Below are 14,044 nucleotides of genomic sequence, written 5' to 3'. Positions count from 1 at the left end.
CGCGTGGGCAAGGACCTTGCCCACCTACGGTCCAACTCTGACCTGACGTCAGTGCCGGTGCGCCGGATCGTTATCCTTCGCCCCGTGATAGTCCAGTATCGACGCCGCATGCTCGAGTTGCTGCTCGTTCCCCGTAATCGTGATCACGCACTTGCCGATCTCCAGCCCCGGCGTGTACACGTCCTTGTAGTCCGTCCCGCCCTTCACCTTTGGTGAATCGCCCACCGTAAAATTGGCTTCCGACGGTCCGGCCTCGTCGCCGGTATGGCTGATCTCGATCCCCTCGCGGTCGAAGCCGGCGTCGAGCAAGGCTTGCCGGGCGCGCTCGGCGTCTTCGAAGTTTTCGATTACCCGTACGATCTGCTGGTTCATGGCTGCTCCATCGATTCCTCTTGCAGCCACGGTAGCAGAAACGCCGGTGACCCGGCGCTCAGTCCGGGACGACGGCCGTGACCTCGATCTCTACCCGCGCCCGCTCTTCCATCAACCCGGCGACCTGCACCGCGCTCATGGCCGGATAGTTGCGTCCGATCACGTCGCGGTAGGCCGCGCCGAGCGCCGCACCCGCGCCGAGGTATTCGCCGCGGTCGAGCACATACCAGGTCATGCGCACGATGTGCTCGGGCCCGGCATCGGCCTCACGCAGCACGGCCACGACATTCTCCAGCGCCTGGCGCGCCTGGCCGACGAAGTCGTCGGTCTGGAAGCGGCCATCCGCATCCCAGCCGATCATGCCGCTGACGTAGACCTGGCGGCCGCTGGCGGCGACGCCGTTGGCATATCCTTTCGGGCGCGGCCAGCCCGGCGGTTGCAGGATCTCCATCATTTGCCCGCTCCGGCCAAGAGTTCGCGCGCGATGATCAGCAGCTGCACCTCGCTCGCGCCTTCGTAGATGCGCAGCGCGCGGATCTCGCGGTAAAGCGTCTCGACGGTTTCGCCGCTGACCACGCCCTGGCCGCCGAACATCTGCACGGCCGCGTCGATGACCTGTTGCGCCGTTTCGGTGGCGGTGAGCTTGGCCATCGCCGCTTCTTTCGTCACGCGCTTGCCCTGGTCCCGCATCCACGCAGCGCGGTAAGTGAGCAGCGCCGCGGCGTCGATGCCGGTTGCCATCTGGGCCAGCTTGGCCTGGGTGAGCTGGAAGTCGCTGAGTGTCTTGCCGAACATCGCACGCTCCTTCGCACGTTTCAAGGCTTCGTCCAGCGCGCGGCGGGCAAACCCGAGGCTGGCCGCCGCCACCGAGGTGCGGAACACGTCGAGCGTGGCCATCGCCACCTTGAAGCCCTGTCCTTCCTCGCCGATGCGCATCGACACCGGCACGCGGCAGCCGTCGAAGCGCAGGCGCGCCAGCGGATGCGGGGCGATGACCTCGATGCGTTCGGCGATCGTGAGGCCGGGGGCATCGGCTTCGACGATGAAGGCGGAAATACCCTTCGAGCCGCGCCCGCCCTCGCCGCCGCCGTCGCCGGTACGGGCAAAGACGACATAGAAATCGGCGATGCCGCCGTTCGAGATCCAGGTCTTCTCGCCATCGAGCACATAGCTGTCCCCAATCAGTCGCGCGGCGCACTGCATCGCCGCGACGTCGGACCCGGCCTGCGGCTCGGACAGGGCAAAGGCCGCGATCGCCTCGCCCGCGGCCACGCGCGGCAGCCAGGCGTCCTGCTGGGCTGTGGAGCCGAACAGGGAAATCGCACCGCTGCCCAGCCCCTGCATGGCAAAGGCGAAATCGGCCAGGCCCGCGTGGCGCGCGAGGGTTTCGCGGATCAGGCAAATGGCGCGGGTGTCGATGGCATTGCCTGGGCCGCCAATCGCATGGCGCAGCCAGCCGCCGCTCCCGAGCAGGGCCACCAGCGCCCGGCAAGCGGCATCGACGTCGCGCCCGTGCGCATGGGTGAGGTGTTCACCGGCCCAGGCATCGAGTTCGAGCACCAAGTTGCGGTGGCGCGGCTCGAAGAAAGGCCAGTCGAGGTAGTCGCGGTCCGCCATCTCAATCTCCCTCGAAGCCTGGTTGTTCCTTCGCCACGAAGGCGTGGTAGGCGCGGTGGAAGTCGTTGGTCGCCATGCAGATCGCCTGCGCCTGCGCCTCGGCTTCGATCGCCTCGTCCACGCCCATGTTCCACTCCTGCTGCAGCATCTTCTTGGTCATGCCGTGGGCGAAGGTCGGGCCCTTCGCGAGAACGAGCGCAAACGCTTGCGCTTCCGCCAGCACGTCGCCCGGCTCGCACAGGCGGTTGAAAAAGCCCCAGCGCTCGGCTTCATCCCCCTTCATCGCGCGTCCGGTGTAGAGCAGTTCCGACGCCCTGCCCTGGCCGATCACGCGCGGCAGCAGCGCGCAGGCGCCCATGTCGCAGCCGGCCAGGCCGACGCGAGTGAACAGGAAGGCGGTGCGGCTGCGCGCGGTGCCGTAGCGGATGTCCGAGGACAGCGCCAGGATCGCCCCCGCGCCGGCGCAGGCGCCGTCCACGCTGGCCACGATCGGCTGCGGGCAGGCGCGCATGGCCTTGACCAGGTCGCCCGTCATGCGGGTAAAGGCCAGCAGCCCGGGCATGTCGAGTTTGGTCAGCGGCCCGATGATCTCGTGCACGTCGCCGCCCGAGCAGAAATTCCCGCCGGCGCCGGTGATGACCACCGCCTTGACGTCGTCGGCGTAGGCCAGGGCGCGGAACAGGTCGCGCAGTTCGGCATAGGACTCGAAGGTGAGCGGGTTCTTGCGCTCCGGCCGGTTCAAGGTAATGGTGGCCACCTTGTCCTCTACGGCAAACTGGAAATGGGTCGACTGGTATGCGGCGAGGCTGGCGCGGCCTCCCGGCAGCCGGTGCGATTCGCCCGGTAGGTAATGCATGCGGTGTACTCCTGAAAAAATGTCGTTCAACCCTCGAGCAGGCGCGCGGCCAGCTGCTGCGGCGACAGGCCGGCATTCGCGGCCTGCACCTGGCGCTCGCGTTCGAGGTTGCGCTCGAGCTGCAGCTTGGCCGGCCGGTACTGGCGCGGCCAGGCCGCACCCGTATAGCCGATGCGCGCGGCCTCGTTCAGCGTCCAGGCCGGGTTGGCCAGGTGCGGGCGCGCCACCGCGCACAGGTCGGCGCGGCCGGCCGAGATGATGCCGTTGACGTGGTCGGCCTCGTAGATCGAGCCGACCGCGATGGTCGGGATGCCGGCCTCGTTGCGGATGCGGTCGGCGAACGGGGTCTGGAACATCCGGCCATATACCGGCTGCTCTTCCTTGCTGACCTGGCCCGAGGAGCAGTCGATCATGTCGGCTCCAGCAAGCTTGAACAGGCGCCCCATGGCCACCGCGTCGTCGGGCGTGATCCCGCCCTCGACCCAGTCGTGGGCCGAGACGCGCACGCTGATCGGGCGTTCCGATGGCCATACCGCGCGGATCGCGGCGAACACCTCGAGCGGATAGCGGCAGCGGTTTTCCAGGCTGCCGCCATAGGCATCCTGGCGCCGGTTGGTCAGCGGCGAGATGAAACTCGACAGCAAATAGCCGTGGGCGCAGTGCAGCTCGAGCCAGTCGAAGCCGGCATCGAACGCCGCCCGCGCCGAGCTGACAAAAGCGGCCTTGATCGCGTCCAGCTCCGCCAGGCTCGCTTCGCGCGCCACCTGCGAGACGCCTTGCAAATACTGCTGGCTGGAGGCCGACACCAGCGGCCAGTTGCCGGTGTCGAGGGGCAGGTCGATGCCGTCCCACATGGGCCGGGTCGAGCCCTTGGCGCCCGCGTGGCCAAGCTGCACGCCGATCCTGGCGTCGCTGTTGGCATGCACGAAGTCGACGATGCGGCGCCAAGCCGCCGTGTGCTCGGGCGCGTACAGCCCCGGGCAGCCGGGCGTGATGCGGGCGTCGCTTGATACGCAGGTCATCTCGGCCATGACCAGCGCCGCGCCGCCCAGCGCCCGCGCGCCAAGGTGCGCCAGGTGGAAGTCGCCCACCGTTCCATTCACCGCCGAATACTGGGCCATGGGCGAGACGATGATCCGGTTCTTGAGCAGCAGGCCGCGCACTTTATAGGGCGTGAACATCGGCGGCACCTGCACCTGTGGCGCCGGCATGCCGGCTTGTTCCGCCGCCCGCTGTGCAAACCAGCGCTCGAAATCGCCGACATATTCCGGATCACGCAAACGCAGGTTTTCATGCGACAGGCGCTGGCTGCGCGTGAGGAGCGAATAGGCGAACTGCTCGGTCTGCATCGCGGTATAGCGCGACACGTTCTCGAACCATTCCATCGAATTGCGCGCGGCGCTTTGCAGCTTGAGCACTTCGATACGGCGCGCCGCTTCATAGGCCGCGAGCGCGCCTTTCAGGGGTGCCTTGGGGTCAATCAGGCAGCGCGCCAGCTCGATCGCGTCTTCCAGCGCCAGTTTTGTGCCGGAACCGATCGAGAAATGGGCGGTGTGGGCGGCGTCGCCCATCAGGACGACCGGCACGCGACGCCCGTCGATCTCGTTCCAATGCACCCACTGGCGGCAGGCGATGCGTGGGAAGCGGATCCACATGTTCGGGCCGCGCAGGTGGGCGGCATTGGCCATCAGCGCGTGGCCGTCGAGATAGCGCGCGAACAGGCGCTCGCAGAAGGCCAGGGCTTCCGGCTGCTCCATCGCTTCCAGCCCGGCGGCCTGCCAGGTCGAGTCAAGCGTCTCGATGATGAAGGTCGAGGTGTCGCCGTCGTACTGGTAGGCGTGGGCCTGGAACCAGCCATGCTCGGTTTCTTCGAAGGCAAAGGTGAAGGCGTCGAATTTCTTGCGTGTGCCGAGCCAGACGAAGCGACACAGGCGGCGCTCGACCTCGGCTTGGAATACCTCGGGATGGCGGCTGCGGATGGCGCTGTTGACGCCGTCGCAGGCAATCACCAGGTCGGCGCCGAACTGGCGCGCCAGCGCTTCCTCGTCGCGCACCTCGGTATCGAATTCGAGCCGCACCCCGAGCTGGGCGCAGCGCTCCTGCAGCAGGTTCAAGAGCCGCCGACGGCCGATGCCGCAGAAGCCATGCCCTCCCGAGCTGACGGTGCGTCCGCGGAAATGGACATCGATCGCATCCCAGTGGTTGAACGACTGCAGGATGGCGCGCGCGCTCTCCTCGTCGGCGCCGGCCAGGTGGCCCAGCGTCTGGTCGGAAAACACGACGCCCCAGCCGAAGGTATCGCTGGCCCGGTTGCGCTCCACGACGGTGACCGCGTAGTCCGGATGGCGCTTTTTCATGAGCAATCCGAAGTAGAGGCCGGCAGGGCCGCCGCCAACGCACACGATGTTCATTACCGCTCCCATTCTGGTGTTGCGCATATATTACATGGGCGGATGCTTCAAGTGTCAACTAAGCGTTCTGGCATTGGACGAAACTAAATGCGGGGCAAACCCGGCAAGCGTGCGTCGCCGTGCCGGCTTTTTAGTACAATAGAGAAACTTGTTTCACGGTCCGCCCCCGGTGCGACTTTTTTGGCACTCGCTTCGATGAAAATTTCCGACCGCATCGCTCATACCCGCCCGCTGGCCACCACGGCCATGCACGGCCGCGCCGAAGCCTTGCGCCTCGCGGGCAAGCACGTCATCGATTTTTCGATCGCCATCTCCCATTTCCCGGCCCCGCCCGGGGTGCTCGACGCCGTCGCCTCGGAAATCAAGCGCCAGCGGATCATGCCGTACACCGACGTGGGCGGTGCGATGCCCATCCGCCAGGTGCTGTGCGCGAAGCTGCAGGCCGAGAACGGGATCGAGGCCCTCCCCGGCGAAGTCATCGTCACCAATGGCGCCAAGCAGGCCCTGTACCAGGCCTTGCACGCCCTGACCGATCCCGGCGACGCCGTGATCGTCTTCCGCCCGCACTGGCCGGCCTATGTCGCGACCGCCGGGCTGCTCGGTCTGCGTCCCATACTGGCCGACCTGCCGGCCGAGCTCACCGCACGCAGCCTGGACCCCCTTGGCCCCGCGCGGGTCCTTATCATCAACAATCCGCACAACCCGACCGGCAAGGTGTACACCGCGGCCGAACTGCGACAGGTGCGCGACTGGGCGCAGCGCACCGGGACCCATGTCATCGTCGACGAGAGCTACGAGCATTTGCTGTTTACCGGACGTCATCTCAGCCTGGCGGCGCTGTGCGACTGGCGCGCGCTGGGCGTGGTCACGCTGTTCTCGGCTTCCCAGAGCTATGCCATGATGGGCTGGCGGGTCGGGTTCGCGCTTGCCCCGGCGCCCTTGGTATCGGCCATGCAGACCCTGCAGGGCCCGATCACGGCGGCGGCCTCGCACCTGGCGCAGGTCGCGGCCGCCGCTGCCTTTTCCGGAGGATGTCCCCCGGCCATGCTGGACGACTACCGCGCGCGCCGCGACCTGGTGATGGACCTGCTGCGCGAACTTCCCTGGATCGTCATGCAGGCGCCCGACTCCGGCCCCTACCTGTGGGGCGACATCCGCGCGCTGACCCACGACAGCCGCGGCTTCGCCGATGCCTTGCTTGATGAGGAAGGTGTGGCCCTGATGCCGGGCGATGCACTGGGCGTGCCGGGCTTCATCCGCATCGGCTACATCGCCGACGACATCGACACGCTGCGCGAAGGCGTCGGGCGCATCATCTCCTTTGGCGAGCGCTATCGCGGCGCCGGTGTCCGATGACCCTCCCGCTGCCCCGCCTGCGCCTGAACAGCCTGCGCAGCCGCCTGATGCTGCTGGTCGCGCTGGCGATTACGCCCATCGCCGTCATGACGGTGCTGGGCGGGGTGCGCGAACGCGAAACGGCGATCCGCGCCTCGCAGGAAAACCTGCAGCGCCTCACCGGCCTGGCCGCGGCCAACGAGGCGCAGTCGATCGAGCGCGCGCGCCAGATCCTGGTCGACCTGGTGAGCGTGCCGGACCTGATGGGCGAAAGCGGGCGCTGCAACGCCCTGCTGGCGGACGTCCTGGACCGCAACGAAGGCTATGTCAACTTCGGCCTCATCCAGCTCAATGGCGACGTTACCTGCAGCGCCGTGCCGATGCTGCACCCGGTTAACCTGGGCGACCGCCGCCACTTCAAGCGCGCCATCGCCGAACGCCGCTTCATCGCCGGCGACTACATCTTCGGGCGGGTCATCCGCAAGCACACCATCAACCTCACCTATCCGGTGATCGACCGCGCCGGCCGCGTGGTGGCCGTGGTATTCGCGGCCATGGACCTGGCCGGGCTGGATACCTTTGTCAACGACATCAACCTGCCGGCCGGCTCGATCCTGGAAACCGCGGATTCTTCCGGCGCCATCATCTCGCGCCGCCCGGACCCGGAGCGATGGTTCGGCAAGAAGGTCAGCCCCGCCCTGCTGGCGGCCATGCGCAGCACGGCCCACGACGCCGTGGTCCTGCGCGGCGAGGACGGCATCGAGCGCCTGCACGCCTTTGCGCGCGTGGGCGGCCCCTCGCTGTCCGAATACACGGTCACCATCGGCGTGCCGCTCGGGGTCATCACCGAAGAGGCGCGCGACGCCCAGTGGATGAATTTTTTGGGCCTGGGCGTAACCACCATGCTGGCCCTGCTGGCGGCCTGGCTGGCGGGCGACATCCTGATCGTGCAGCGCGTGCGCAAGCTCATGGACACGGCGCGCCGCATCGCCGCCGGCGATCTGGAAGCGCGTTCGGGCATCGCCTATGGCCGCGAAGAGATCGGGCGCCTGGGCGCGGCCCTCGACGAGATGGCCGCCACGCTGCAGAAGAAGGAAGCGGCGCGCAGCCTGGCCGAACGCGAACTGCGCGCGGCCGACCAGCGCAAGGACGAATTCCTGGCGATGCTGGCGCACGAGCTGCGCAACCCACTGGCGCCGATCAGCACCGGGGCCCACCTGCTCAAGCTGCTGCACTCGGGTAACGCCCAGATCACCCAGACCTGCGCCATCATCGCGCGCCAGGTCGAGCACATGACCAGCCTGGTGGACGACCTGCTGGACGTCTCGCGCGTCACGCGCGGCCTGGTGTCGCTCTCGACCCAGGTGCTGGACCTGCGCCACGTGGTCGACGACGCGGCCGAGCAGATCCGCCCTCTCATCACGGCGCGGCGCCACAAGGTGGTGCTCGACCTGCCCCCGGCGCCCGCCAACGTCAAGGGCGACCACAAGCGGCTGGTGCAGGTGGTGGCGAACCTGCTCAACAACGCCACCAAGTACACGCCCGAGGGCGGGCATATCCAGCTGACGCTGCGCGCAGCCGACGACGGCGCCGGCGCCGGCGACGATTACGTACTCGTGGTGAGCGACGACGGCATCGGCATGGAAGCCTCGCTGGTCGAGCGCGTGTTTGACCTGTTCACCCAGGCCGAGCGCACTCCCGACCGTTCGCAGGGCGGGCTGGGACTGGGCCTGGCGCTGGCCAAGACCCTGGTCGAGCTGCACGGCGGCAGCGTCGGCGCCGCCAGCGCCGGCCCAGGCAAGGGCAGCAGCTTCACCGTGCGCCTGCCGCGCTTTACCCAGCACGTGGAGAGCTCGATCGACGCAGCCGTGCGCCAGGCAGCCACGGTGAGCGCGCCGCTGCGGGTGTTAGTGGTGGACGACAACCTCGACGCCGCCCACACCCTCAACCTGTTCCTGGCCGCGGCCGGGCACCGGGTCGAGATTGCCTACAACGCGTTTGACGCGCTGGAGGTGGCCAAGGTGTTCGCGCCCCAGGTCTGCCTGCTCGACATCGGCCTGCCCGACATGGACGGCAACGAACTGGCGCGCCGCCTGCGCCGCCTGCCGCAGACCGCCGGGACGATGCTGGTGGCCGCCACCGGCTACGGGCGCCAGCAGGACCGCGACGCCGCGCGCGAGGCAGGCTTCGACCACTACATGGTCAAGCCGGTCAATACCATGCAGCTGAGCGAACTGCTGGCCCAGGCAGGCTCGGTCACCGAACAGCGCCCGGCCTGAGGCTGGCGGCAAGGTGAGTTCGCTAACGGTGCGCCCGCCCCGTTCGGCGTAGGATCGGGGCGACCCAATGCGAGGAAGCCCCGTCATGCACAGCGAAGACCACGCCACCGCCGAAAACCCGCTCAGCGACCCGCCCGCCGCCGCCAGGGCAGCCGGGTTGCGCTATGTCATGGACGACCGCCCCGGCATCCGGCGCGAAAAGGCGGGCGAGGCTTTTCGCTATCTCGACGCCGCGGGCGAGTCCGTCGACGACGAGGCCACGCTGGCGCGCATCAAGTCGCTGGTGATTCCCCCGGCCTGGACGGACGTCTGGATCTGCCCCCAGGCCAACGGCCACCTGCAGGCCACCGGGCGCGACGCCAAAGGCCGCAAGCAGTACCGCTACCATCCCAAATGGCGCGCCGTGCGCGACGAGGTGAAGTACGAGCGCATGCTCAACTTCGGCAATGCGCTGCCGGCCATCCGCAACGAAGTCGACCGCGCGCTTAGCCTTCCCGGCCTGCCGCGCGAGAAGGTGCTGGCCACCATCGTCTACCTGCTGGAAGCGACCATGATGCGGGTCGGGAACGAAGAGTATGCCCGCACCAACAAATCCTTCGGCCTGACCACGCTGCGCAACCGCCATGTCAGCGTCGCGGGCGGCGCCGTCGAATTCCGCTTCCGGGGCAAGAGCGGGGTCTATCACAAGGTGAAGGTGCAGGACCGCCGCCTCGCCAGGATCATCGCCCGGGCACGCGACCTGCCCGGCCAGGAACTGTTCCAGTACGTGGACGACCAGGGCGAGACCCGCAGCATCGATTCGAGCGACGTCAACGACTACCTGCGCGCCATCACCGGCGAGGAATACACCGCCAAGGATTTCCGCACCTGGTCGGGCACCGTGCTGGCGGCGCTGGCCTTGCAGGAATTCGAGAAATTCGATTCCGAGACCCAGGCCAGGAAGAACATCGTGCGGGCGATCGAGTCGGTTTCCGAAAAGCTCGGCAACACGCCCTCGATCTGCCGCAAGTGCTATGTGCACCCGGCGGTGCTGGATTCCTACCTGGAAGGCACGGTGCTGGAAGTGCTGCGCGAACGCACCGAGCAGCAGCTGCAGGAAGACCTGCACGCGCTGCAGCCCGAGGAAGCCGCGGTGCTGGCCATGCTGCAGCAGCGCCTGCGCCACGAGCAGGAAGAAGAGCAGAAACGGGAACGAGAGCGCAAGGCCAGGCCCAGGAAGGCCACGCGTGCACCGTCAAGGCCGGCGCGCCAGAAGGCCGTGGCCGGCGCCAACGCCTAACTTATTTCAGGAAGTAGCCCGCCACTTTCCAGCTGCCGTCCGGCTCGCGCATTGGCGTGACTGTTTCGACCGCGCTGGCCTTGTTGGCGAACTCGGTCTGGTACTGGACGACCACGTAGTCGCCGTCCGGCGCGCCGGGCAGGCTGCGGGTATGGGTCGAGGACAGCAGCTTGCGCGACCTGACCTCGCCCAGCGGTTTGCGCATCGAGCCGACCACGCCGCTCCACTGGTCTTGCGGCACCGCGCCGCGCATCAGGACCGCGCCCTGGCTCCACGAATCGCCGAACTTGCCGGCGTCGAGCAGCGTGAGGAAGTCAAGGGCGGCCCCGTTGGCCGCAGCGGTGCCGGCGGCATCCAGGGCCGGGGAGGCAGCGGGGGCGGGCTGCGCGGCGGTAGCCGGCAGGGCGAACGCGGCAAAGATGGCGGCAAGGGTCAGGGCGGCTGCGGCGGCGAATTTCATGGGCGGTCCTCGGCGATAAAGTGAAGCCGCCAGCATAGCGCGAAACGCGCGCGCCTTATCCACGCATTCTCACGCCCTGCGCCGGGATCAGGCGCGCTTGGCCTGCATTTCGCTCGATGCGATGTCGGCCAGGTCGCACAGCGCCTGCAGTTCGGCCGCGCGCAGGCGGCGCGGCTCGCGGTCGATCACGCACAGGGTGCCCATCGGCAGGCCGGAGCGGTCGCGCAGCGGCACGCCCGCATAGAAACGGATGCGCGGGTCGGCCAGCACCAGCGGGTTGTCGCGGAACCGCTCGTCGGTGGCGGCGTCTTCGACCATGAAGGGCGCATCCTGCAGGATGGCGTGCGAGCAGAAGGCCCACTCGCGCGGCGTCTCCTGCGGTTCGAGGCCGACCCGCGCCTTGAACCACTGGCGCCGCGCCGTCAGCAGCGACACCAGCGCGATCGGCGAGGCGGTCACCGTGGCCGCGAGGCGCACGATGCGGTTGAAGCGCTCTTCCGGCGGGCTGTCGATCATGCCGCTGGCCGCGAGCGCCGCCAGGCGGCGCGCTTCGTCGGGACCGACAGGATAGGCTTCGCCTCCGGACGCCAGGAATTCGGGATCGGTAGGCACGGGCGCGGCCGATTCGCCGGACAGGGAGCCCGACAATGGTCCTGCACGCTCGAGCATGGCTGCGATCGTGCTCTGGCGCGTGCGGCGGTGCCCGCCCGGCGTTTTCCAGGACGCGATGGCGCCGCTTTCCATCCATAGCTGGACAGTGCTGGTCGCCACGCCCAACATCCGCGCCGCGGCGCTGGTGGTGAGGATAGGGTCTTCTTCGGTGAACTTGCTTGGCATGCGCAATCCTATGTGTGCGGACAGTATAGCCGATCTGCCGAAATTCCCTATAAAAACGGAATTTCTTCGATATTGCGCTGAGATATTGTCAGTTCCGTCAAATTAAATTATGTTGTGAGAAATAGATTGCTTAAGATCACCGCAATTTACCTAAATATTTCAATCAATGATTAGCGCAGGCACCGGCGGATTGGGTAGAAGCCGATGGCGCGCGAGCTTGCACGACCAAGGGCGTTCCGCAGCAGCGGCGACATGGATGCCTTCGGAAGCTTCCTGGTCGAGGAATGCAGCCCGCTGCGGCGCCAGAGCGCACCGAAACCCAGGCCGCCGCCCTCACCCAGGGTGGGCGAAGCCGGGGAGACGATCCGCAAGGTGGTGGACGGCGTGCACAGCGTCACCGACATCATGGGCCACATCAGCGCCGCCACCGGCTCGCAGCGCGCGGACATCGAGCGCGTGGACGACGCGATCGCCCGTCTGGACGAAATGACGCTGCAAAACGCCTCGCTGGTCGAAGAAGCGGCAGCGGCCGCTCTGTCGCTGCGCTCGCAGGCGGCGGAGCTGGCGGCGGTGGTGAATACCTTCCAGCTGGAGGACACCGAGCAACGTGGCATGCGCCGGCTGGCCCACAGCGCGTAAATTCAAACGAGCACGCAGCGCTTGCGGCATAGGTCAGCCCACAGCTCGACTGCCCTCGGGGTGGTTGAACACCTGCCGCAAATACGCCAGGAAGGTCTCGTCGGTACACATCGACTTCCCCGCCGTATCGGCCAGCTTGGCCACCGGCTGCCCATTGCAGCGCACCAGCTTCATGACGATGTTCAGCGCCGGATAAGGCGTGTCGTTGGTCAGCTTGGTGCCGATGCCGAAGCCCAGCATGGTGCGGTCGGCGAAATGGCGGTACAGCTCCAGCGCCCTGGGCACCGTCAGCCCGTCCGAGAACACCAGCCGCTTGGTGCGCGCGTCGATGCGCAGGCGGGCGTAGTGCGCCAGTGCCTTCTCGCCCCACTCCACCGGGTCGCCTGAATCGTGGCGCAGGCCGTCGAACAGCTTGGCGAAATACAGGTCGAAGTCGTTTAAAAAGGCATCCATGCCGACCACGTCGGTCAGCGCCGTGCCCAAATCGCCCCGGTACTCTTGCACCCAGTCTTCCAGCGCGGCCTTCTGGAAGTCGCGCAGGCGCACCCCGAAGGCCTGGTAGGCCTGCAGGTATTCGTGGGCCATGGTCCCGATCGGCACCAGGCCGTATTTGCGCGCCAGGTGCACATTCGAGGTGCCCTTGAAGAACTGCGGCAGCTCGCGCGCCAAGGTGGCCACCACTTCGTCCTGCCACTCCCCTGAAAAACGCCGGCGCACGCCGAAATCGAAGAATTCGAAGGGCGTGGCGCGCTTGGGCTCCGAATCGAAGGCGCGCAGCTCGTCGATCTTCTGCTGCAGCCGTACACGCGCCTCGACGATCGCCGCCTCGCGGTCGAAGCGGCGGAAGTACAGCTCGTTGACGATATAGAGCACGAAGATCTCGAAGCCCATCACGTGCACGATCGGGCCGGTGGCGCGGATGCGCAGGTGCGGGCCGTCGGTAGAGACCTCGATGAACTTGCGCTGGAAGCGGAACAGCGTGAGGAAATCGGCGAAGTCGCTCTTGATGAAGCGCAGGCCGCGCAGGTAGTCGACTTCCTCTTCCGTGAACATCAGCGAGCACAGGTGGTCGAGCTCGCGCTCGATGTCGTCCTTGAGCTCGGCCAGCGGATAGGCCGGCTGATTACGGCAGCGGAACTCGTACTCGCCATCGGCGCCCGGGTGGCTGTGCAGCAGCGCCTGCCACATCGTGAATTTATACAGGTCGGTTTCGAGCAGGCTGCGCACGACAGGGGTCATTGCGTGTCCCTCAGGCAGTCGCCGCTGGCTTCTTCGTTCGCTTTTTCGGGGCAAGCATGGTGCAGGTGCAGCCCGGCGTGCCACAGCGGCAGGCGAACAGTTTCTTCAGGGCCGGCGTGTGGCGCTCGTCATAGATCAGCGCGTAGTTGTAGTTCAGCTCCTCGCCGGGGTCAATGTCGCGCATGGCGTGGATGTAGACGCGGCCCTCGTCCTCGAAGGCTTCGCAGTTGGGCGAGCAGGCGTGGTTGATCCAGCGCGCCGCGTTGCCGCGGCTGCCGCCATCGATCACGCGGCCGTCGGCCAGCGTGAAGTAAAAGGTGTGGTTGATCGGGCCGCCGGCGTCTTGCGCGCGCTGGGTCGCTTCGTCCCAGGTGATACGCTCGCCGCGGTATTCGATGATGCGCTCACCCGCGCCGATGGGTTTCAGCGCAAAGGCGCCCTTACCGTGAACGGGGGAGGTGCGGACTTCGTAGGAGAGCTCAAGCTTGGCGGCGGCGGGTCTGGTGGTTGTCATCGATGGGATTCGGGAGCGGTGCGGGGCCACGGGGCGGGGTTGGCGCGTGTTGTGGGAATGATCACTATTATGGAGGGAATGCGGGCGGGGGTGCCGCACACTTCGGTAATCAGTGTTTGCTCTGATCGACGCGCGGCTTTCGGATGCCCGCAGGCGGCGCTCACACTGTTTGAACGCGTGGGCAGGTAAAACAGTCCAGTGGACTG

General features: G+C 67.2%; 13 protein-coding genes. 4 read left to right on the top strand and 9 right to left on the bottom strand.

Features of this window, described 5'->3' with window-relative positions; all coding sequences use genetic code 11:
• Nucleotides 1-48: 48 nt before the first annotated feature.
• Genes AC56K1_RS02350 through AC56K1_RS02330 form a run of 5 tightly spaced genes read right to left on the bottom strand, consistent with a single transcriptional unit; the run spans nucleotide 49 to nucleotide 5,256 of the window.
• Entirely contained in the window at nucleotides 49-372 is a 324-nt protein-coding gene (locus tag AC56K1_RS02350; RefSeq protein WP_497156226.1) for a hypothetical protein, read from the bottom strand.
• Nucleotides 373-430: 58 nt separating this feature from the next.
• Complete coding sequence (locus AC56K1_RS02345; RefSeq protein ID WP_497156629.1) at nucleotides 431-823, bottom strand: RidA family protein; 393 nt, start codon at nucleotides 821-823, stop codon at nucleotides 431-433.
• A complete protein-coding gene (locus tag AC56K1_RS02340; RefSeq protein WP_497156225.1) occupies nucleotides 823-1,989 on the bottom strand; it encodes an acyl-CoA dehydrogenase family protein in 1,167 nt (388 codons plus the stop codon). The genes AC56K1_RS02345 and AC56K1_RS02340 overlap by 1 nt, the downstream gene beginning before the upstream one ends.
• 1 nt (nucleotide 1,990) lies before the next feature.
• Complete coding sequence (locus AC56K1_RS02335) at nucleotides 1,991-2,845, bottom strand: enoyl-CoA hydratase family protein (protein ID WP_497156224.1); 855 nt, start codon at nucleotides 2,843-2,845, stop codon at nucleotides 1,991-1,993.
• Nucleotides 2,846-2,871: 26 nt separating this feature from the next.
• Complete coding sequence (locus tag AC56K1_RS02330) at nucleotides 2,872-5,256, bottom strand: bifunctional salicylyl-CoA 5-hydroxylase/oxidoreductase (protein WP_497156223.1); 2,385 nt, start codon at nucleotides 5,254-5,256, stop codon at nucleotides 2,872-2,874.
• A gap of 195 nt (nucleotides 5,257-5,451) precedes the next feature.
• Between AC56K1_RS02330 and AC56K1_RS02325 the strand changes: the two genes are divergently transcribed.
• The 3 genes from AC56K1_RS02325 (at nucleotide 5,452) to AC56K1_RS02315 (ending at nucleotide 10,149) form a co-directional block, all read left to right on the top strand.
• Entirely contained in the window at nucleotides 5,452-6,612 is a 1,161-nt protein-coding gene (locus tag AC56K1_RS02325; protein WP_497156222.1) for a pyridoxal phosphate-dependent aminotransferase, read from the top strand.
• The gene (locus AC56K1_RS02320; protein WP_497156221.1) at nucleotides 6,609-8,870 is read left to right on the top strand and encodes a hybrid sensor histidine kinase/response regulator; all 2,262 of its coding nucleotides are present in this window, start codon (nucleotides 6,609-6,611) and stop codon (nucleotides 8,868-8,870) included. Before AC56K1_RS02325 ends, AC56K1_RS02320 begins: the two co-directional genes overlap by 4 nt.
• Before the next feature lie 85 nt (nucleotides 8,871-8,955).
• Complete coding sequence (locus AC56K1_RS02315; RefSeq protein WP_497156220.1) at nucleotides 8,956-10,149, top strand: DNA topoisomerase IB; 1,194 nt, start codon at nucleotides 8,956-8,958, stop codon at nucleotides 10,147-10,149.
• 1 nt (nucleotide 10,150) lies between these two features.
• Here AC56K1_RS02315 and AC56K1_RS02310 read toward each other — a convergent pair whose 3' ends face one another.
• The gene (locus AC56K1_RS02310; protein ID WP_497156219.1) at nucleotides 10,151-10,609 is read right to left on the bottom strand and encodes a DUF4019 domain-containing protein; all 459 of its coding nucleotides are present in this window, start codon (nucleotides 10,607-10,609) and stop codon (nucleotides 10,151-10,153) included.
• Nucleotides 10,610-10,696: 87 nt separating this feature from the next.
• Nucleotides 10,697-11,446, bottom strand: coding sequence for a GAF domain-containing protein (locus AC56K1_RS02305; protein WP_497156218.1), 750 nt, complete (start codon nucleotides 11,444-11,446; stop codon nucleotides 10,697-10,699).
• Between the two features lie 252 nt (nucleotides 11,447-11,698).
• Between AC56K1_RS02305 and AC56K1_RS02300 the strand changes: the two genes are divergently transcribed.
• Nucleotides 11,699-12,085, top strand: a complete 387-nt coding sequence (locus tag AC56K1_RS02300; protein WP_497156217.1) for a hypothetical protein — start codon at nucleotides 11,699-11,701, stop codon at nucleotides 12,083-12,085.
• A gap of 33 nt (nucleotides 12,086-12,118) precedes the next feature.
• On the opposite strand, the gene pncB is transcribed toward AC56K1_RS02300, so the two are convergent.
• Entirely contained in the window at nucleotides 12,119-13,324 is a 1,206-nt protein-coding gene (gene pncB, locus AC56K1_RS02295) for a nicotinate phosphoribosyltransferase (RefSeq protein ID WP_497156216.1), read from the bottom strand.
• 10 nt (nucleotides 13,325-13,334) lie between these two features.
• Complete coding sequence (locus AC56K1_RS02290) at nucleotides 13,335-13,838, bottom strand: SET domain-containing protein (protein ID WP_497156215.1); 504 nt, start codon at nucleotides 13,836-13,838, stop codon at nucleotides 13,335-13,337.
• Between the last annotated feature and the right edge of the window lie 206 nt (nucleotides 13,839-14,044).

It is taken from the genome of Telluria sp. ZB4P37 (assembly GCF_059685855.1).
Note: the sequence above shows the minus strand (reverse complement) of the source record. Positions and strands in the feature narration are given on the sequence as shown.